At 39.8% G+C, this 20,688-nt stretch carries 23 protein-coding genes; 14 read left to right on the top strand and 9 right to left on the bottom strand.

The window, feature by feature from the left end:
* Position 1 precedes the first annotated feature (1 nt).
* The 5 genes from RUMAL_RS09350 to RUMAL_RS09330 form a co-directional block, all read right to left on the bottom strand.
* The gene (locus RUMAL_RS09350; protein ID WP_013498503.1) at positions 2 to 781 is read right to left on the bottom strand and encodes a putative ABC transporter permease; all 780 of its coding nucleotides are present in this window, start codon (positions 779 to 781) and stop codon (positions 2 to 4) included.
* A gap of 103 nt (positions 782 to 884) precedes the next feature.
* Positions 885 to 1,151: a sporulation transcriptional regulator SpoIIID gene (locus RUMAL_RS09345; protein WP_013498502.1), complete on the bottom strand. Its 267-nt coding sequence runs from the start codon at positions 1,149 to 1,151 to the stop codon at positions 885 to 887.
* A 98-nt stretch (positions 1,152 to 1,249) separates the two neighbouring features.
* Positions 1,250 to 1,645 (bottom strand): putative ABC transporter permease, encoded by a 396-nt coding sequence (locus tag RUMAL_RS09340; protein WP_013498501.1) that lies wholly within the window; start codon positions 1,643 to 1,645, stop codon positions 1,250 to 1,252.
* Between the two features lie 93 nt (positions 1,646 to 1,738).
* Positions 1,739 to 1,951 (bottom strand): hypothetical protein, encoded by a 213-nt coding sequence (locus RUMAL_RS09335; protein WP_013498500.1) that lies wholly within the window; start codon positions 1,949 to 1,951, stop codon positions 1,739 to 1,741.
* Positions 1,952 to 2,018: 67 nt separating this feature from the next.
* Positions 2,019 to 3,092: a nucleoside recognition protein gene (locus RUMAL_RS09330; protein WP_013498499.1), complete on the bottom strand. Its 1,074-nt coding sequence runs from the start codon at positions 3,090 to 3,092 to the stop codon at positions 2,019 to 2,021.
* A 75-nt stretch (positions 3,093 to 3,167) separates the two neighbouring features.
* Here RUMAL_RS09330 and RUMAL_RS09325 point away from each other — a divergent pair, with 75 nt between their 5' ends.
* The 10 genes from RUMAL_RS09325 to RUMAL_RS09280 all read left to right on the top strand — a co-directional run bounded on the left by RUMAL_RS09325 (position 3,168) and on the right by RUMAL_RS09280 (position 12,015).
* On the top strand, positions 3,168 to 3,467 hold the full coding sequence (locus tag RUMAL_RS09325) for a YabP/YqfC family sporulation protein (RefSeq protein WP_013498498.1): 300 nt from the start codon (positions 3,168 to 3,170) through the stop codon (positions 3,465 to 3,467).
* Positions 3,448 to 4,698 carry a sporulation protein YqfD gene (locus RUMAL_RS09320; protein ID WP_013498497.1) on the top strand — a complete coding sequence of 417 codons (1,251 nt, stop codon included), beginning with the start codon at positions 3,448 to 3,450 and terminating at the stop codon, positions 4,696 to 4,698. Before RUMAL_RS09325 ends, RUMAL_RS09320 begins: the two co-directional genes overlap by 20 nt.
* Positions 4,699 to 4,802: 104 nt before the next feature.
* A complete protein-coding gene (locus RUMAL_RS09315) occupies positions 4,803 to 5,798 on the top strand; it encodes a PhoH family protein (RefSeq protein WP_013498496.1) in 996 nt (331 codons plus the stop codon).
* Positions 5,767 to 6,279 (top strand): rRNA maturation RNase YbeY, encoded by a 513-nt coding sequence (gene ybeY / locus RUMAL_RS09310; protein ID WP_013498495.1) that lies wholly within the window; start codon positions 5,767 to 5,769, stop codon positions 6,277 to 6,279. The genes RUMAL_RS09315 and ybeY overlap by 32 nt, the downstream gene beginning before the upstream one ends.
* Positions 6,263 to 6,739, top strand: a complete 477-nt coding sequence (locus RUMAL_RS09305; protein ID WP_037303894.1) for a diacylglycerol kinase family protein — start codon at positions 6,263 to 6,265, stop codon at positions 6,737 to 6,739. The genes ybeY and RUMAL_RS09305 overlap by 17 nt, the downstream gene beginning before the upstream one ends.
* Entirely contained in the window at positions 6,736 to 7,272 is a 537-nt protein-coding gene (locus RUMAL_RS09300) for an NUDIX domain-containing protein (RefSeq protein ID WP_013498493.1), read from the top strand. Before RUMAL_RS09305 ends, RUMAL_RS09300 begins: the two co-directional genes overlap by 4 nt.
* A gap of 47 nt (positions 7,273 to 7,319) precedes the next feature.
* Positions 7,320 to 7,784, top strand: a complete 465-nt coding sequence (locus RUMAL_RS09295) for a GNAT family N-acetyltransferase (protein ID WP_013498492.1) — start codon at positions 7,320 to 7,322, stop codon at positions 7,782 to 7,784.
* Positions 7,785 to 7,788: 4 nt separating this feature from the next.
* Positions 7,789 to 8,685 (top strand): GTPase Era, encoded by an 897-nt coding sequence (gene era / locus RUMAL_RS09290; RefSeq protein ID WP_013498491.1) that lies wholly within the window; start codon positions 7,789 to 7,791, stop codon positions 8,683 to 8,685.
* A gap of 151 nt (positions 8,686 to 8,836) precedes the next feature.
* Positions 8,837 to 9,592, top strand: a complete 756-nt coding sequence (gene recO, locus RUMAL_RS09285) for a DNA repair protein RecO (RefSeq protein ID WP_013498490.1) — start codon at positions 8,837 to 8,839, stop codon at positions 9,590 to 9,592.
* A 14-nt stretch (positions 9,593 to 9,606) separates the two neighbouring features.
* The gene (locus RUMAL_RS09280; protein WP_013498489.1) at positions 9,607 to 12,015 is read left to right on the top strand and encodes an endonuclease MutS2; all 2,409 of its coding nucleotides are present in this window, start codon (positions 9,607 to 9,609) and stop codon (positions 12,013 to 12,015) included.
* A gap of 52 nt (positions 12,016 to 12,067) precedes the next feature.
* Here RUMAL_RS09280 and RUMAL_RS09275 read toward each other — a convergent pair whose 3' ends face one another.
* Genes RUMAL_RS09275 through RUMAL_RS09260 form a run of 4 tightly spaced genes read right to left on the bottom strand, consistent with a single transcriptional unit; the run spans position 12,068 to position 15,668 of the window.
* Complete coding sequence (locus tag RUMAL_RS09275) at positions 12,068 to 12,310, bottom strand: hypothetical protein (protein ID WP_013498488.1); 243 nt, start codon at positions 12,308 to 12,310, stop codon at positions 12,068 to 12,070.
* 1 nt (position 12,311) lies between these two features.
* Positions 12,312 to 13,643 carry an esterase/lipase family protein gene (locus RUMAL_RS09270; protein ID WP_013498487.1) on the bottom strand — a complete coding sequence of 444 codons (1,332 nt, stop codon included), beginning with the start codon at positions 13,641 to 13,643 and terminating at the stop codon, positions 12,312 to 12,314.
* A 10-nt stretch (positions 13,644 to 13,653) separates the two neighbouring features.
* The gene (locus RUMAL_RS09265; protein WP_013498486.1) at positions 13,654 to 14,643 is read right to left on the bottom strand and encodes an ATP-binding protein; all 990 of its coding nucleotides are present in this window, start codon (positions 14,641 to 14,643) and stop codon (positions 13,654 to 13,656) included.
* Positions 14,640 to 15,668, bottom strand: a complete 1,029-nt coding sequence (locus RUMAL_RS09260; protein WP_013498485.1) for a DnaD domain protein — start codon at positions 15,666 to 15,668, stop codon at positions 14,640 to 14,642. Before RUMAL_RS09260 ends, RUMAL_RS09265 begins: the two co-directional genes overlap by 4 nt.
* A gap of 197 nt (positions 15,669 to 15,865) precedes the next feature.
* Here RUMAL_RS09260 and RUMAL_RS09255 point away from each other — a divergent pair, with 197 nt between their 5' ends.
* The 4 genes from RUMAL_RS09255 to RUMAL_RS09240 all read left to right on the top strand — a co-directional run bounded on the left by RUMAL_RS09255 (position 15,866) and on the right by RUMAL_RS09240 (position 20,602).
* Positions 15,866 to 17,002: a cation diffusion facilitator family transporter gene (locus tag RUMAL_RS09255; protein ID WP_013498484.1), complete on the top strand. Its 1,137-nt coding sequence runs from the start codon at positions 15,866 to 15,868 to the stop codon at positions 17,000 to 17,002.
* A 292-nt stretch (positions 17,003 to 17,294) separates the two neighbouring features.
* A complete protein-coding gene (locus tag RUMAL_RS09250; protein ID WP_013498483.1) occupies positions 17,295 to 18,632 on the top strand; it encodes an ABC transporter substrate-binding protein in 1,338 nt (445 codons plus the stop codon).
* Positions 18,633 to 18,779: 147 nt separating this feature from the next.
* Positions 18,780 to 19,745: a carbohydrate ABC transporter permease gene (locus RUMAL_RS09245; protein WP_013498482.1), complete on the top strand. Its 966-nt coding sequence runs from the start codon at positions 18,780 to 18,782 to the stop codon at positions 19,743 to 19,745.
* On the top strand, positions 19,745 to 20,602 hold the full coding sequence (locus RUMAL_RS09240) for a carbohydrate ABC transporter permease (RefSeq protein ID WP_013498481.1): 858 nt from the start codon (positions 19,745 to 19,747) through the stop codon (positions 20,600 to 20,602). The genes RUMAL_RS09245 and RUMAL_RS09240 overlap by 1 nt, the downstream gene beginning before the upstream one ends.
* Positions 20,603 to 20,688: the final 86 nt, after the last annotated feature.

Here is a 20,688-nt window from a genome sequence, read left to right as displayed (position 1 = left end):
GTCACAGTTCTTTTTTAATGAAAGCTATCATATCACTAAGTTTTCCGTTTTTAGCCTGTTCGATCTGTTTTTCCATATAAGTACGAAGTTCTTCGATAAGCTGACGTTCTGAATGCATAGAATTGAGAAAACGATATTTTTCACAACGTTTCTTTGCCTCATAGCGAATATGTTTTTTCAGCTCGTCATACCTGATGATCATACGATTCTCAGCCGCAAAAGCTTTGATCTTTGCTGTAAGACTGAATGATCGAACAAGATCAATAGTAAGAATACCATAGAAAAAACCAATGACAAATGAAAAAAGCAGATTGTGTGAAAACCATTCAAGGCCTGACAGTATCCTGGGATGAATAAAAAAATAATATCCTGCACCAAGTATAGCCCAGTAAAATGAAAACCTCGGACATATTATACCTTTATAATTAAATCGAAGTTCAGAATAATCCCATAATTTAATATGCCGCCTTACTATGAACAGTTCTCCTGCTATCAACTCGATAATGGTCATAGCAGCAGCCATGACAACAAACAACACAGCTTTTCTTGAAGCCGGATCGTCAATTGGAATAAATCGTTCAAGTAATGCCATAAGGTAAAGTGCCGTCAGACCGAATCCATAAAGAGGAAGACATGGTCCGTTAAGAAAGCCCGGATTGATCCAAATCCTACCTTTATTCGCAGGCTTGAATCGGCGGTAGAATAATTCAAGCAGCCATCCAAACATACTGCCCGAAGCAAAAAGCAAGGCAAGTATCATAAAGCTGTATATCAAAGACATAGTTACACCTCACAAAAATGATCATAAACCTGATCCAGGTCGATTATTAATTATAACATTAGTTTTGTAAACAGCTCAACGTACTCAAATAGCAGAGTACAACTCATATCCCAGTACGATTGTTAATATTCTCATATTTGTGTTTAGTTGCAAGACCGCCTCTGATATGGCGCTGTTCTTTGTTTTCCTCAAGGATCTTTCTTACCTCACTGTAAAGAACCGCTGAAATCTTCGGAAGATTCTCTGTCAGATCTTTATGTACTGTGGATTTTGACACTCCGAACGCTGCTGCTGTCGCTCTTACTGTTGATTTTTGACTGACCATGTATTCGCCGAACTGCACAGCCCTTTCCCTGTCATTTCCAAACATTGTCCACACCCCTTTTGATAAATACTATGTCAAAGAAAGGTGTGTTAGAACTTTGTTGAGATATCAAAAATTAAGAAGTACAATGCAGAGATAAATAACTACTCTTGAAAGATGTACTTCCTTAAAAATTCATCAGCAGCGATCCCAAAAAAGGAAAGCAATCCCCATGCCGCAGAATAGCGAATACAGATCTGACCATCGAAATTTAAAGGCAAGTGCTTGTAATTCCATATTTTCATACCGAGATACCTGTTAAGGATCTCCCCTGCCAGCAGTTCACCTGAAGTTATGAATAATGTAGATATGAGTACTACATATATAAGCTTCAAACGGTCCGACCTGCGTTCCCCATTGAGTTCATGGATCACCAGCATGGAAAATGCACCCAGTAACCCCATTGATATATGAGAAAAACCTCTGTTTACAAGTTCAATAATTCCATAGCACATAGCACCGAATGATCCGACAGCAATAAGCTTTAGCAGTTTAAACATTACTTCACCCCGATATGTGATCTGCTATAAAAGTATTGACAGATAATGAGCATAAAAATCACAAAAAAGGCGGGATAACTCCCGCCTGTAATATCATATTATATCGTCTTCCTGATTAGGTATATTCAGCTGTTTTTTGGGAACGCGCTTGATAGGATCATAATCCCATTTTTTACAGGCATAATCAGCATCTACAAGACCCTGTTTCTCACACAGTACCTTATTGCCTTCCTTGGAACGGTTGCCAAATTTACAGTATGAACATGACGGTGTTATTTTATTACCGAAAAAACTCTTCTTTGCCATGATGTGAGCAACTCCTTTGCGAAAAAGATAAAATTTAGAGTTCTGATTTATATTAATTATATCACACTCATTCTGAAAATACCAGTCCTTTTTTATAATTCAGTAGAAAAATCATTAATATTAGACATATAGAAGCAGCAAAATTGTTCACCTTAAACAAAGATTTATTCATTGCCAACGCAGGAACAGCTTCGTCAATGATTAAAGGTTGTAATATTTTACATAACAGTGCAGATAGAACTGCTGCAAAAGGTCTGAGTTCAATAAATCTGAACAGCGATAGTTTATCTGACTTTAATGCATAAAGCTGAATGATTATGCATAGACCACCAAAAGAACAAGATGCACATATCCACGGAAGAAGTTTGTACGGCACTCCCGAAAGTTCAGAAAGCGAAGTTATCTCAATAAAAGATGAAACAATGACGATCTCATTATCAGAAAGGCTGAAAATTCGCCTTATAATGCCGATAACACCGCTTGCATCAAGAACTGACATAACTGCAGAAAAGAAGATCACGGTAATGCAGATCAAAGCCATAGACCGTCCTGCCGACTGCACACCATCGACAAGTATATTACCTTTACAGTATTTACTGCAAAGATGCTTTTCGTGCAATTCAGAAGTTCTGCACACTACCAAAGCAAGCATTATATTAGTGATAAGTACAGATAAAAAGATCAGCACACCTACCTTCTTGTTTCCAAACACAGTAAGCCCGATCGCACCGCTAAAAAAAGCGGGACCTCCGCAGTAACAGAAGCAGGCGGATTTTTCTGCCGTCTCAGGATCTATATCTCCTCGTTCAAGCATATCGGATATCATCTTTATTCCAACAGGGTAACCTGCGATCATACTTAAAAGAAAAACAGTGAAAATATTTTCAGGCATACGAAAGATGCAGTGATATACAGGTTTCAGAGGTTTAGCTATCAAAGCAGCACTTCCGCTTTTAGAAAGCATTGATCCAACTGCCATAAAAGAAAACAACGACGGTATGAGAATGTTCAGACAGTTCAATACAGTTTCTCTGACAGCATCTGAAACTTCAGCTGGGAAAAATGCCATACCAGCTGATAGCATTATAAGAGTCATACAAAGTGAAGTGTCTTTCAAATTTACAATGTTTGTTCGTTTCATAGATCATTACCTCCGAATCAAGTATATGCAAAAGCCAAGTGTAATATAATATAGGTGATGAGAGGAGGGCTGATCATGGCAATTTCACCTGTTGTGAGTTTTATAGGAAAGACCCGCGAACTAAAATGTCTGCGATCATATATACAGATCAATGACAACACTTCCGCTTTAGTTGAAAACTGCCGACAGATCTGCGAATGTACTGATGTCTGTGTCAGGATACTGACAAGTAATTTCGAGGTGGAACTATGGGGAAATGATCTTATGCTTAGTTCATATTCAGAAAACAGCGTTAAAGTCTGCGGAACTATCGAACAGATAAGGCTGATATCACAAAAGACAAGGAGAGATAATAATGACTCTGGGAAGCATTGATTACATGATCCGTGACGTAGATTATGCTAGGCTGCTGAATAGGTTGACTAAGGAGAAAATGATATATTCAGATCTACATGAAGAAAATGGCTGCCTGAAAATAACGATCTCTTTTGAACATAGTTTTCGTTTTGAAAAGATGTGTCATCTCGAGGGTTATAAACCATGTAAAACTGCTATACACGGTATGCTGAGATTTTACAAATCTCTATATACAAGACCGGGACTGATATTCGGAGCCTTACTATCTGCTTTACTTATGGCATATTATTCAAACGTGATACTTACTATAACCGTAGACACAGATGATCCTGCTATATATGGTAAAGTAATGGATGTACTTGATACTGATGGAGTAAAACCTGGAGCTTATCTTCCTGATATTGACCTGGTGCTTGAAGAAAGATCACTGAAACGACAGATAGATGATATTTCATGGGTCGGCATAAGCCGTACAGGATCAGGTATAGCAATAGATGTTATAGAGAATATAAGATCAGACAGGGGAATCACTGTAGGTATGCCATGTCATCTGGTTGCTTGTGAAGATGGTATTATAGAAGAGATAGAACTCATCGATGGACAACTTATGAAATGTCTCGGAAGCGGTGTAACAAAAGGCGAGATAGTTGTAAGCGGAAAAATAGTAACTGATGATAGAAAGCATACTGAACATGATGATATTTCAGATTCAAATACCAGATATGTCAGAAGCATTGGTAAGATACGCGGCACCTTCACAAGAACTATGGTATTTGAACAGCCGTACGATACTGAAAAGAAAGTAATGACCGGCAAGAAGAAAAAGCTTCATTATCTTGAGATACTCAGCGCAAAAATCCCTCTATTCGGTAAGATCCCGGATGGATATTTTGAAGCCGAGAAAGAAATGAGACACTTTCCCGAGATAGGTGGATTTATGATACCTGTTGGTGTGTCTGAAATAAGACTGAATGAATATGATATAAGAAGTCAGGTGCTTGAAGAAGATGAAGCATTATCAAGGGCTGAAAAATCAGCTTTCAGGTATGAACAAAATTTTCTTGACAATTATGAGATAAAAGGAAGAAGAGCTGAAAGCAGCAAATACAGCAACGGGATAAGACTGACAGTCACTTATGAACTCTACGGCGACTTGTGCAGGGAAAGTGATTTCTTTATACCGAAATATATTATTCACGAATCTAATACACACAAAAAGGAAAATGTGCAAGATAGTGAAAATTATTGATATTTTTTGTTGCATTTAATTAAAAATTTGATTTTTTTTGTTGCATTCCATTTTAGAATGTGGTATAATGATTCAAGAATGTAAAATTGAGCGGAGTGTATCTAATGGCAGAAAAATTAATCAGCGTTGACAGCATGGAAACAATGCTCAGTCTGTTCGGAAGTTACGATGAAAATGTAAACCTGATTCAGCGTGAGTATGGCGTTGCAGTGCTGGGACGCGGAGAAGATATAAAAATCACCGGTGACGAGCAGGGAGTGTTCAATGCCTGTGAAGCTATCAACGGACTAATAACCATGATCAACAAAGGCGAAAAACTCAACGAACAAAGTATACGTTATGTGTTCGCTCTGGTACGTGAAGGAAGACAGTATGAACTGAATAATCTCAGTGATGACGGAATTTGCGTTACAATAACAGGCAAGGTCATAAAGCCCAAAACTCTGGGTCAGAAACGTTATGTAGACTTTATACGAAAAAACACGATAGTACTGGGAATAGGACCTGCAGGTACCGGAAAGACCTATCTCGCGGTCGCCATGGCTGTCAAGGCGTTCAAGGCTCACGAGGTCGAAAAGATAATACTGACAAGACCTGCGGTAGAGGCTGGAGAGAAGCTGGGTTTTCTCCCTGGAGATCTTCAAAACAAAGTTGATCCTTATCTAAGACCTCTTTATGATGCACTTTTTGAAATGCTTGGACCTGAATCCTTTGCAAGGCAGCAGGAGCGCGGATGTATCGAAGTTGCACCGCTGGCATACATGAGAGGAAGAACGCTCGATAATGCATTTATAATACTTGATGAAGCTCAGAATACAACAAATGAACAAATGAAGATGTTCCTGACGCGACTGGGATTCAATTCAAAGATAGTAATAACAGGTGACATAACACAGATAGATCTGCCCGATAACAGAAAATCGGGACTGATACAAGCAATGCACGTTCTTAAAGACGTTGAAGATATAAAAATAAACAGATTCTCCGATAAGGATGTAGTCAGACATAAACTGGTACAGGATATTATCCTGGCATACGAAAAATATTCAAAAAGGAATGGGAAGTACAATGGACAAAGTCAAGGTAATGATCACCAATAATCAGACAGAAGTTAAGATACCGGTTGGCATAAGGATGCTCGTAAGACGCTGCTGTCACGCTGTACTGGAATATGAGGAATTCGGAAAAGATGCAGAAGTTTCTGTATCCTTTGTAAATGATAAGCAGATACATGAGCTCAACAAGGAGCACAGAGACATCGACAGACCTACTGATGTTTTGAGTTTTCCTCTCGGTGAGAATGGAGAATACGATGTAAACTACGAATCCGGTGCCTGTCTGCTCGGCGATATCGTAATCAGCCTGGAAACAGCAACAAGACAGGCTCAGGTCTACGGTCATTCACTGGAACGTGAGGTTGGATTCCTGACTGTACACTCCATGCTACATCTGCTGGGCTACGACCATGAAGAAAGCAGCCTTCAGGAGCGTATAATGAGAGAAAAAGAAGAAGCTATACTTGCACAGCTGGGGATTTCAAGAGATGAGACCTTTGTTGAGGAGCATGAGCATAAAGACTGAACTGAAGAAATTCTGTAAAAGCTTCGTTTATGCCGCAAGCGGTATAGTGCACTGTATACGTACACAGAGGAATATGAGATTCCATATGGGTGCTGCGTGCGCTGTTGCAGTTCTATCTATAATATGTGATATAAGCAGCGGAGAACAGCTGGCTTTGATACTGACTATTGGCGGAGTTATGGCACTTGAATGTGTAAACACAGCCATTGAAAGCACAGTTGACCTCGCCAGTAAAGGTGAACGGTCAGCTAATGCAAAAGCAGCTAAGGATTGCGCTGCAGGAGCGGTACTTATATTCTGCCTTGCAGCTGTAGGAGTTGCTGCAATAGTCTTCGGAAAAAGAATACTTTTTATCTTAGGCAGTTTTGTCGATACCCCTGCACTTATCCCGGCTGCTGTAATGTATGTAGCTTTGTGGTTCTGGTGGGTATTTATCTGTTTTCGGGAGAAGAAACAATGACTGATAACAACGAATTAATACTGGATCTGCAAGATAACGAATGGGTATATGAATACACCGACCACGACAGACCGATAGCAAGAGCAATTGTTTTTGATGAAGACGGTCACTTCTACTTTGTAAGAGCACAAAGGAATGATGATTTCGGAAAAGCTGTACTTATTGAAACTTCAGGCGGCGGTATCGAGGATGACGAATCTCCGGAAGACGCCGTACTAAGAGAACTTCGTGAAGAACTTGGCGCAAAAGTTGATATTATTTGCAAGATCGGTATAGTAAGGGACTACTACAATCTTATCCACAGACATAACATAAATAATTATTATCTTTGTAAAGTGAAAAGTTTTGGTGCGAATCATCTGACTGATCAGGAGATATCAGATTTTCACCTTTCAACTATGAAACAAAGTTTTGATGAAGCAGTTGATGAATACAAAAACAGGAGCTGCACAAAAATAGGACGGCTTATAGCGGCAAGAGAGTTGCCTGTACTCATGCGTGCAAAAGAACTTATGGAAAGCAGAAGTATTTGATACTTAATCACATCACTGCTTTTTATGACGGTACAGAAGGGATACTTATGGAAATAAAAGAAGCGTCTTCTGCAGATCTATGCACTGTAAGGGATATAACCTGCAATACGATAAGGACTATTTATCCAAGGTATTATCCTGCGGGAGCAGTCGATTATTTTCTTAAATATCACAGCGATCAAAAAATAGCCGAGGATATCCTCAGGCACAGAACATTTATCTGCATTGACGATCTTGGTAATATAGTTGGAACTGTGACAATAAAAGAAAATGATATCGGCAGATTGTTCGTACTACCCGAATTTCAGGGAAAAGGCTTTGGAAAGGCCCTTCTTGACTTTGCAGAAGAAATGATAAGCAGAAAATACACTGAAATTATTCTCGACGCATCACTTGCGGCGAAAAAGATTTATCTTAAAAGAGGATACACAGAAACAGAATATAACACTGTTATTACAGATAACGGTGATTATCTGTGCTGGGATAAAATGACCAAGAAAGTAAAGGGATAGTAAAATGACAAAGAATATTTTTGTTACCATAGCAGGCAGAGCAAATGCAGGTAAATCTTCCCTGCTGAACGCTCTTGTCGGTGAAAAGATCGCGGCAGTGAGCGACAAGCCGCAGACTACAAGAACAAAGATAACGGGTGTACTGACAAAAGGTGAAACACAATTCGTTTTCATGGATACCCCCGGTATGCACAAAGCAAAGAACAAGCTCAGCGAGCATATGGTAAATACTGTAAATGAAACTATCACAGGCGTTGATATGATAATATTTATGTGTGATTGCACAAAAAAGATATCCGACAACGAAAAAAGCCTGATCGAAAGCTTCAAAGGCGGTAAAAGCAAGGTTATACTAGCACTTAACAAGATAGATCTACTTGATAATAAAGAGGATGTCATTGTGAAGCTTTCCGAGTATTCTGCTCTCTATGATTTTGCTGAGGTGGTTCCCATAAGCGTAGTCGGAAATGACGGGCTGGATATAATAATGGATATACTTGAAAAAAATGCGGCAGAAGGTCCTCATTACTTCCCGGATGACAAGTTCACAGATCAGCCTGAGAAAGTAATAATGGCTGAAATGATCCGTGAAAAAGCTCTGAGAAATCTAAATGATGAAGTTCCTCACGGAGTTGCTGTTACTATCGAACAGCTTGGAGAACGTGAAGACAGAAACGGAGAAGCTATATTGGATATCACAGCAACTATATTCTGTGAAAGAGAATCACATAAGGGAATAATCATAGGCAAGGGCGGTTCGATGCTGAGAAAGATCGGTCAGGATGCAAGGCGAGATCTTGAAGACTTTTTTCAGATAAAGGTAAACCTTCAGTGCTGGGTCAAGGTAAAAGAGGGTTGGCGCAACCGCGAGGGAATGATCAAGAATTTCGGATTATCCTGACAGGAAATATCTACCGCTTATATTTATGTTGTTTGAGGGTAATATATCTTCAAAGGACGGTGAGCGGTTTTGGAACTATGGAACAGATTTCTTAAAAGCGGGAAGATCGAGGATTATCTTGCTTATGCAAGGAATGAAAGGAATGATGATAATGACGACCCTTAAAGGACTTGTTCTGAAGGAAACAGACAGCGGTGAATCAAGTAAGTCGATATGCGTACTTACCGCTGAGATGGGCGTTATTTACATCTATGTTCGCGGCGGCAGAAAAAGTTCAAAGACTACATCTGCTACGCAATCATTCAGTTACTCCGAGCTATGCTTTGAAGAAAAAAAGAACGCCAAAGGACAGGTCAGCCGCTATTTAAACAGCAGCGAGCCTGTCAAGCTGTTTTATAATATAAGACTGGATGCGGCTAAGGTCGCTCTTGCATCTTATTTTTCCGAGTTACTGATCTATTCGGGAACAGAGGGACAGAACTGTGCTGAGGTCATGCGGCTGGCACTTAATACCCTTTACTTTTTAGATGAAGATAAGATGGAAACAGATCTGCTGAAATGCGTGTTTGAATTCAGACTTCTGTGCGAGTTAGGTATGCGTCCTAAGCTTGTGGGCTGTGCATTTTGTTTCAAGTACGAAGACGATAAGATGCACTTCAATTATCTTGAAGACAGACTTGAATGCCAGGATTGCTGTCCTAACCCAGACAGCGTACACACCATTATATTAGATAAACAGCTTCTTTACATAGTGCGTTTCATCGCACTGACAGAATACGAAAAACTATTTTACTTTAAGATAAGTGACAAATATCTGAAAAAACTCACCGAATTTACAGAAAAGTTCGTGTGGTATCATTTTAACCGCAGATTCGGTGCATTGGATTTTTATAAGATGTTGAAATGAGGTTAATTACATAAATGGGACTAGAAAACATAAATCATGAGATCCTTGAACTTGACAAAGTTCTTGAAATGCTTTCAGAGCATTGTTCAAGCAAGGACAGCAGACAGGCAGCTCTTGCTGTGAGACCATCAGACGATCTTTACACAGTGCGAACTGAGGTAGCGAAGACAGCAAGTGCACTGAATATGTCCATAAAAAATGGTACACCTGCCTTTTATAGCATAAATAATGTATCCGCAAGCCTGAACAGAGCAAAGGCAGGCGGAACACTATCTCTGGGAGAACTGCTGGAGATAAAAAAAGTACTTGGTCAGACTAACGAGCTTTGCAGATGGTTTGACCAGAACGAAGACAAGAACACTCCCCTTTCATATCTGTTTGAGCAGCTATTCCCTAACAAGTCGCTGTGGCAGAGACTTGAAACTGCAATACTAGACAGTGAAAATCTTTCTGATGATGCAAGCCCCGAGCTCAGATCGATAAGAAACAAGATCGCCAAGGCAGGATTAAAAATACGGGAGACTCTTGATAAAATGATAAAATCTCCGTCAACGCAGAAATACCTTCAGGAATCTATCGTAACAATGCGCGACGGAAGGTTCGTTGTACCTGTCAAGACAGAATTCAAAGGAAATGTCGGCGGCCTGGTACATGGAACTTCAGCAACTGGTTCAACGCTTTTCATTGAACCTATATCTGTAGTTGAAGCTAATAACGAAGTTAGGATACTACAAGGCAAGGAACAGGATGAGATCCACCGTATACTAACGGATTTTTCCAAAGAATGCGCTATGATGCAGCCTCAGATAGAATCCAGTTATGATGCCGCTGTTAAGCTGGACTTATATTTTGCAAAAGCTAACCTTGCAGCAAAAATGAGAGCAGTTGATCCTGAAATATCCGACGATGGAATAATAGTGCTAAATAAGGCAAGACATCCTCTTATCGACGAGAACAAAGTGGTACCGATAAATTTCCGATCTGGTACCGACTACAATGTTCTTGTTATAACAGGACCTAACACAGGCGGTAAAACAGTTACACTGAAAACTGTCGGCTTACTGACGCTGATGACTATGTGCGGACTGATGATACCTGCATCTGATGGATGTAAGATATCGGTATACAAAAATATTCTTGCAGATATCGGTGACAGGCAATCCATTCAGCAGAGTCTTTCAACATTCTCATCCCATATGGGCAAAGTCAAGGATATCATAGACAAAGCTGACCATGAAAGTCTTGTACTGATAGACGAACTTGGCTCAGGAACCGACCCTGTGGAAGGTGCAGCCTTAGCAGTATCCATAATCGAAAGACTCAGACAGGTTGGCGCAACAGTCGTTACAACAACTCATTATCAGGAGATCAAAATGTATGCCCTTGATACTGACGGAGTCGAAAACGCTTCATGCGAATTTGATGTTGATACTATGCGTCCTACCTATAAGCTTGTCATAGGTTCACCTGGCAAGTCAAATGCATTTGCAATATCGAAGAATCTCGGTATAGACGATGATATAATAGATTATGCGAAATCTCTTATATCCGAAGAAAACAGACGTTTTGAACATATCATAGATGATCTTGAAAAGGCAAGGATAAGCCTTGAAGAAAATAATCTTCTTGCCGAAAAATACAGAAAAGAAGCTGAAAGCCTAAGGAATGAACTTGATGAACAAAAACAGAAGTTCATGGAAGAAAAGGAGTTCGAGCTTGAAAAAGCTAGACGCCAGGCAAGTGATATAGTTAACAGAGTTCAGAGGGAATCCCAGGCATTAGTTGATGAACTGGATAAACTCCGAAAAGAAAAAGAAAAGACCGGTTTTACACAAAAAGCCATTGATGCACGTCAGAAACAGCGTTCTACAATGAATAAGCTTTATCTGGAAGCTAACCCTGTCACTCAGCAGACTGACGAAGACTATGTTCTTCCAAGACCCCTCAAAAAAGGCGATACCGTACTAATTACGGATACCAAGCGCAACGGCATCGTAGTAACTCCTCCGGATGATAAGGGTATGTGCTTTGTTCAGACAGGCATAATGAAGACAAAGATAGATGTCAAAAAACTTCGTCTTGTTGAAAAACAGCAGCCTGCAAAAACTTCTCAGAAACAACAGACAAAGAAAAAGCGCGGGGTATCCACCAAGGGCGTTGAGAGCCGTATGACAAGGCGCTTCTCAACAGAGCTTGATATAAGAGGTTATGCAAGTGATGAGGGTATCCATGAGATGGACAGCTTTATAGATAACTGTGTAATGTCAGGTATCAGCATGGTGACTATCATTCACGGCATCGGTACAGGAGTACTAAAAAACGCTGTGAGAAATCATCTGCGAAGACATCCGTCGGTCAAATCCTACAGACCGGGAGTATACGGCGAGGGCGAAGACGGTGTAACCATCATAGAACTTAAATAAAATATACCCGGGAACAAAAACTGTTTCCGGGTATATTCATTTTCTAACAACTTTACATCTGATCGCCTGCTTCTGATAATACCTTGCGAAGAGTGTCAAACAGTTCAATATCGTCAGCATTAAGCTTTATGCTCGCCTCGATCTTCTGTCCGGCGGCGTTGGTAACTTTAATATCAATAGCACCGCCATCCTCGATTCCGCTCGCAGCAGTATGCATGAACTGAGGTATCCTTGGGTGATTCTCTCTGAATTTTTCAAATAAAGGTTTGAGTTTTACTAAAGCCATTGGGTTCATATTACAATCCTCTTTCTTTAAGATCTTTGACTATGCCGACATAAAACTCGCGCACGTCAAAACCATCAATATTTTCACGAAACAGATCTATCATGTCTCCATGAGAAAGACCACGGTTTCCGTTATGGTTTATCATAAGTGTATTCTCGCCGCGAAGTGCAGATTCCTTTACAACAAGTCCATCATTACCTGTGCCATCCTTGCGGTTCAGTATATAGCCCAGGTTGAGCGGAAATCCAGCAGAGAACACATTTTTCATAACTGACATCACCGAAAGATAGTATATATCCGGATCGTCAGGAAGTTCAGTATCAAGCTTTGCACAGTTTGTATGAGTAAGCTCACGCAGACCTTTCTCAAAATCCGGCGCTGTATCACCAAGAACCGTAAAAAGCTTGTTATATCTTTTTGCAACAAATCTCAGCAGACCATCCGGGACCTTTGCAAGTATATCATCAACAAAATTACAGCCGTAGTGCGGTGTATTTATCGTCACAAGGCTTGCAACGTATTTATCCATACCCAGTTTTGATATAGCGTATCTTGAATCCAGACCACCTTTGGAATGTGCTATGATGTTGATCTTCTCTGCGCCGGTCTCCCTTATGACTTCTTCTATCTTATCCCGTAGTTCTCCTGCACTTACGGATATCAGATTAGCAGACTGCTGACATCCATAATATATCTCTGCACCATTACGTACAAGCTCCTTAGGTACTCTTCCCCAATAATTGAACATCTGCCAGTCACGAAAAAAAATGCCGTGTACCATAAGTATGGGGTATTTTGTCTTACAGACCTCATTTTCCTTACGCAGATCATCAAGTTCCTGCTTAGCCTGCTCAAAACGAAATTCCTTTTTGGCTGACTTTGAAATATTTTTGAGCACCAGTATATTCACCACTGGTATATACCACGTAAACATCAGTGATATGTACTTCACAGCATTGACCTGCTTTGAAGATATCAGCAGCCTGATAATACCTACAAAAGCCGTAAATGAGATCAATGCGTAACCTGCAAGCCCGTTTATGAGCTGCCGCCATAAACCTGAGCCGCCGATAATTATAAAAGCGAGTATCGCTGCAGTATGTAATACAAGGGATATCACGGCGCCGTCTATAAGGAAAGACCCTTTAGCAATACGGCTGAGTTTCTTATCCTTATCGGTACGACCTCCTGCACTTAAAAGGTATATCAAATAAAAAAGTATCAGACCTGAAACTATAAATACCTTGATCCATGATGCCAAAGGAACGATCGCCCACAAGACAGTAGAATTACATAAAGCGAGTATAAGAAGCTGATCTAATAATAGTCTTATCTTTCTCACATCAAACACCCTATTTGATACCGTTTCTCAGTTTAACAAGTCTGACATCATTACCGACAAAGAAAGAAGGTCTGAAACAGCCTGTTATACGCGAAACTATCCTATCATTATACTTTTTGTTCAGTTCCTTGATGCTCAGGTTGGTTGAGATAATGATCGGTCTGCGTTCATTAATTCGTTCGTTTATAAGCTCATACAGTACTGAATCAGTGAATTGTGTCTGAAATTCTGAACCAAGATCATCAAGGATCAAAAGATCAGATTCAAGCATAATACTCATAGTGTCTCCTGTTGTTCTATTGAAGCGTTCATCCTCAACTTGCCTCATCAGCTTCAGCAGTGAACCATATACTACGTTCCACCCCTGATCAATAAGCTCTTTTGCGATACATGATGAAAGAAATGTCTTACCAAGACCTGTCTTGCCATAAAAAATCATAGAGCTTGTATCTGCTTCAAAATGAAGAGCATAATTCTTACAGTTTTCATATATACTAAGCATTTTCTCCCTGGGGATCTCTCCGTTAACGGGAATATCACTGTAGTATTCAGGCCGAAAGTCTGCAAAATCATGAAGTTCAATAGAACAGTGAGAGTTTATCTCCTCTGTAGTATATTTCTTCAGTAGCTTTTTCATACACTCGCATCTTACACCGTCATGATAACCTGAATCGCGGCATACCTCACACTGATAATGCATTTGAAGATAATCCTCAGGATAGCCGCAGGCTTTTAGCATCTCATGCATAGTACGGCGAAGTGTTATATTCTTATCCTTTATCTCAGCTATCTTCTTTGAGATATCCGCACCGCTCCTCCCTTTTCCAATATTTCCGAGAAGCGCATAATTAAGTCTGATAGATTCACTGTACATACGGTATATCTCCGGAGCTTTTTCAGATATCTCCATAAGTCTGCGCTGATGCTCCTCCTCTGCTTTATCCTGCCGTGCCCTGAGTTCAAGTTCGGCAAGATCGAAAGCATTCTCCGTATATCTCATTGATCTCCATCCTTTCTGTTATTCCACGGAGCGTCACCGAAATCATAGTTTCTCGCAAAATTCTCATACTCATTAAGATCATAAGAAGGCTTGTCCTCGCTTACCGCAGAATATTTCTTTTTATGCTGTATATCGGAATCCTCAGCCTGTTCTACGCTGGTGATGCCGCTGTTTGCCCAATTTTTAAGTATTCCGTCTATATAACTAAAACTCAGCTTACTTTTTGTATCAAGACATTTATTATATGCAAGTTCAATGAGATCAAAATTAAAGCCGAGTCTTTTCCACTCAGACATATACTGCTGTTGTTTTTTTGAAGGCTTGTTTTCCATGCCGAAAATACCCAGTATCTTATTTTCAAAGCTTCGGCGCTCAGCAGAGGTTATTATCGCCTGCTCTACCTCTGCGTAAGTATTGATACCTTCATTATACCAGTTTATCATAACAGTATGCAGATAGGCTATACTGCACTTCCCTGCTGCCCGACAATGGTCTGCAGCAAGAAGTATAGAAGGTGCATCGAATTTATAAAGTTCATAAAGCTCGATAAGCTTGGCAAGCTCACTTCCATTTATAGAGAACTGCAAAGATTGGATCTCATTTATAAGACTTTTAAGCGCAGCATCATTCTCAGCTTTTTGAAGCATCTCGCGCTGCGAGTATTTTACCGTAATCTTTCGCTCAACAGCAGATGCCTTAGTAGGTTTTACAGACTCTACAACAGATACAGGTTCGTTCTTTCCGGAAAATTTATGAGTTGCTTCAGACTTAACGGGAGCAGACTTTTCTCCATTGACATATATTACTCCTGCTTTATGCCAATAAGCCACTGCTTCATCGACATCGGATTCAGAGTAACCTGATAATTCCGCTAAAGATGAAGAATCAGTATATCTCGGACCGGCAAGGATACAAAGAAGTATTTTTATCTGGGCTTCGCTGCAGCTTTTTAAATGTCCGGCAGCGGCAGCCCACGGAAAGCTGAATGACGCTCCCCAGCTATCGGCTTCAAAACAATAATCCATAGTAACAGACCTCCTGTGCGTATCTTTTATTATAACACATTAATAAAAGAATTTCAAGCCTGAGGATAAAACGCTGAATATTTGATCATAGACAAAAAACATATACAGTCATTGCATTTTCAGCTGAACTATGGTATAATCATTTACAGCGAATTGTTCATTACAACAGTTAAATATATACTTAAGGAGAAGTAAAAATGAATGATAATACTAAACCAGATACTCTAGCTCAGGATCGAGATAAAGTGATAATTCATACCAGTATTATCGGGATAATGACAAATGTATTTCTCTCAGCATTTAAAGCTGTTATAGGGATCATATCCAATTCCATAGCTGTAACACTGGATGCTGTAAATAATTTGTCTGATGCCATATCTTCGATTATTACAATAGTTGGTACAAAACTTGCGGGAAAGCTACCCAACAAGAAACACCCCCTGGGTTATGGCAGGATAGAGTATCTCAGCGCAATGATCGTTTCGGGAATAGTGCTTTACGCAGGTATAACATCCGCAGTGGAGTCGATAAAGAAAATCATTCACCCTGAAAAACCGGAATATAAAATTATTTCACTGATCATAATTGCAGTAGCAGTATTGGTGAAGATCATCCTGGGAAAATACGTAAAAAAGAAGGGAGAGCAAGTCAATTCAGGTTCACTTGTAGCATCAGGGTCTGATGCCATGTTTGATGCTGTTCTTTCGGGATCGGTACTTATTTCTGCAATAATATATATGATCAGCGGACTTTCTCTTGAAGCATTTGTCGGTGTAATAATATCTGCTTTTATTATAAAGGCAGGTATTGAAATGATGATAGAAACACTCAACGAGATTATAGGTATAAGGGCTGACAAAGAAAAAACCGATAAAATCAAAGCACTGCTTTCTGAAGATGATGAAGTAAGAGGTGCTTATGATCTGATAATGTATAATTTTGGACCTGATACGGATTTCGCCTCTGTTCATCTTGAACTGCCCGATACAATGAAAGCAAGAGAGATAGACAAACTTACCAGAAGACTTGAAAAGAAGGTATATAAGGAAACAGGTGTAGTTCTGGCAGCTGTTGGCGTTTATTCTTATAATACAGGAAATGATGAGGCAGCTGATATCCAGAATGATGTGCGCGAGCGTGTTATGGCACATGACTGGGCAGTCCAGTTCCACGGATTTTATGTAGATACAGAAGCTAAAGAGATGACTTTTGATATAGTGATGAGTTTTGATATAAGACCCAAGGAAGGAATCGATATAATTTACAGCGAGCTTAAAGCTGCATATCCGGATTATGAAATTCAGATAGCACCTGACGTGGATATAACAGATTAATTTTTTACTTCTACATTTTTCCAGGCCAAAATAAATATGTTTTAATTAATGCAGAGATTTAAAGCTCTGCATTTTTTATGTTATTTAGAAGAAATCTATGTAATCGAATACAGTGATTGTATAGGTTGCACAATATTTCAACAAGTTAATCATCTTTTGCTACAAATTTAACTCTTTTATTGAAATAATTTTACGCAAGCTATTGACTAATCATTAACTAAATGATATACTCTTGATAAGATAAAGTTTAATCTATTACAGATTAATTATTTAATTGAACGGAGGATAAATAATGAACAAGAAAAGGATCATTTCTGCTATGCTTGCAAGTGTTGTTACTATGAGTGCTATGGCTGCATTTACAGGCTGCAGTACAGGAAAAGAAAGTGACAGCAAGTCAGCTAAAAAAACTAAGGACGGTAAAACTGTACTTGAGGTCGTAACGCACCGTACTGATCGTGTTGATGATGGAAGTCTTGATGAGATGACCAAAGCATTTGAGGAAGCTAACAACTGCGATGTACAGTATGTTGCATATCAGGATTACACAGGCACTATCGCAACAAGAATGGGAACCGACGATTACGGTGATGTTCTGATGATCCCTGATGATGTTGATCTGAAGGATCTTGGAAATTTCTTTGAACCACTTGGTACTTATGATGAAATGAGCGCCACATATCGCTGGGCTGACAGAAAGATGGACTCTGATAAAAATGTGTACGGCATCGCTTATGGCGGAAATGCTGTTGGAGTACTTTATAACAAGAAAGTCTGGAGTGATGCAGGTATAACTTCTTCACCCAAAACTCCTGATGAATTTCTCGATGACCTTCAGCAGATAGCAGACAAAACAGATGCTATACCATACTATACTCAGTATGCGGATGCAAGCTGGACGATAACCCAGTGGCAGAGTCTTGTTATGTCAGCATCAGGAGATCCTGAGTATGAAAACAAGCTGCTGATAGACAAGCTTGATCTCTTTGCTGAAGACGGCGGATACTATCCTGTATATAAACTTATGTTTGATTTATTCTCCTCTCCATCCCTGATCGAGGAGGACCACATGACAACTGAGTGGGAATCCTCGAAGGTGTGGATGGGTGAAGGTAAGATAGGTACTATGATGATGGGATCATGGGCTATCGCACAGTTCCGTGAACAGGCTGCTAATCCCGATGACATCGGTTATATGCCTGTTCCTATAACTGCACCAGATGGTAAACAGTACGCTGAAACTGCGCCTGACTATTGTGTAGGTGTAAGCAAGCACTGCGCTGATAAAGCCCTGGCTAAGAAATACGTTGAATGGTTTACAGGCGAATCAGGCTTTGCTGAAAAAGAAGGCATGATCCCTGCAAAGAAAGACTCTGAACTACCTGATAATCTATCCGAATTTAACGGTGCCGAATTCTTTGAAAAGGCTTCTACACCAGAAGAACTGGTCGGCAAATTCGATGAGATAGACACTAAGTCAGGCGTAGGAATTTGGAGCGGTGATACCGATAATTTCAAAATAAAACTTGCTGAAGCAGCATTTGCAGGCAAAGGTGAAGATGAATTTAAAGCAATAATATCTGCCGAAGACAAAAAGTGGGCTGAAGCACGAGATGAAATCATGGGTTAATAATTGATCATATCTTTCTCAGAGAGCTTATTACAATAAGTATGATCTTAGAAAGATAATCATTTGTTATAAATTCCACTTATTTTCTTTATCATCTTTTTAGCGGACGGTAATACCGTCCGCTGCTGTTTTGCAAAGGAGATCACTATGAAAACCAAAAACAAAAGGTCGGTAAGCTTAGGACAATGGCTAAAGACCTATGAAGGACAGAAACTATACGTTTCAATATTATTCTTACTGGTACCGGTTGCGCTGCTGCTGATATTTACCTTTATACCGGCTGCTAACATGGTCGGTTACAGCTTTCAGGAACGGGATCAGTTCGGAGTAGATCCTAAATTTGTCGGATTTGACAACTACAAAACCATTTTTACTAATCCGGATTACTTCATTACATTCAAAAATAGCCTGTACTACCTTGCAGGCTCATTTGTACAGCAGATCGTGGCTCTGCTGATAGCCTCAATACTCTGCTCTAAGATAAAGGCTAAAGGACTTTTTAAAGGGGTTCTGTTTTTTCCATACCTTATGAACGGTGTAGCTGTCAGCATAATATTCCTGAGATTTTTCACAAAGGGAAATCCACCGCTGACTCAGGAGGGTACACTTAACAGTGTGCTAACACTGCTCGGGATCGAACCTGTTCGATGGTTCGACCCTGCGAATACTATTCTTGTCAATTGCTGTCTTGTATTCGTATCAATATGGAGATACATAGGCTTTGATATCATAATGTACATCGGGGCGATACAGTCTATAAACCCGGATCTATACGAGGCATCGAACCTTGATGGTGCAAACCCGTGGCAGCAGTTTAGATATATAGTTTTTCCAAGCATAAAACCAATAGTATCTTTGCAGCTTATACTTGCGGTAAAGGGCGCAATATCAGTATTTGAGATACCATATATAATCACAGGCGGAAATTACGGAAGCTCCACATTTGTAATCAAGACGATCGAGACCGCATTCAAGAAAAAGCAGGTCGGCTTAGCCTGTGCGATGGCTGTGGTACTGTTGATAATAATCATCATTGTCACGCTGATACAGAAGTATTTCTTCCGCGAAGGCGATGAAAAGCCGACAAAGTCAGTTAAAAAGGAGGCAGACTGATGAACAGTGAAGAACAAAAGAAACCGCTCTACATTTCTCAGATAGTTATAAAGATACTTTCTTACGCAGTACTTATCTGTGGTTGTCTTATGGTGCTGATACCGATAGTTGTGATACTACTGGGTGCTTTCAAAGATGGAAAGGAGTTTGCAAACACTGGTGTATTTGAGCTACCAAAGACATTTACGTTTGAAAATTTCAAAACAGCATTCTTTGAAGGCAAGGTGATGCAAGGACTGTTTAATACATTCATCATCATTGTAATATCCTGCGTGGGAACAATACTTACCGGTACAATGACAGCTTTTATCATACAGCGTTTTGACAGCAAAATGACACGCCTTATAAAAGGAGCATTCTTGCTGGCAACGCTTTTACCGAATATATCAATGCAGGTAACTGTCTTCCAGATAATTAGCAGGATAGGACTTTATAACACTATGGCTGCTCCTATAATTCTCTATGTAGGAACTGACATAATCTCGATATACATTTTCATGCAGTTTCTCAGTCAGATACCTGTATCGCTGGACGAAAGCGGTATCATGGACGGAGCAAGCTATCCGAAGATATACTTCTCTATTATACTGCCTAATTTAAAACCTGCGATCGCTACTGTACTGATAATCAAATTCGTAAGCATCTACAATGATTTCTATACACCGCAGCTGTATATGCAGGATGAGAATCTGCTGGTAGTATCTACAGTACTATACAAATATATCAGTTCCACAAAGATACAGTGGGAGGTAGTATTCTCCGGTATAATCCTCTGCATAATACCTACACTGCTGATATTCCTGCTGCTGCAGAAATACATTTACAGTGGTCTAGTATCAGGTGCTGTAAAGGAATAGCCTTCCCTGAAAGATATTATTATCTTTCTTTACAAATATTGTAAAAAGCCATCCGTTGACACCCACGGATGGCTTTTTGCTGTTTT

This window comes from Ruminococcus albus 7 = DSM 20455, from assembly GCF_000179635.2.
In the GTDB taxonomy this organism is placed as follows: Bacteria; Bacillota; Clostridia; order Oscillospirales; family Ruminococcaceae; genus Hominimerdicola; species Hominimerdicola alba.
Note: the sequence above shows the minus strand (reverse complement) of the source record. Positions and strands in the feature narration are given on the sequence as shown.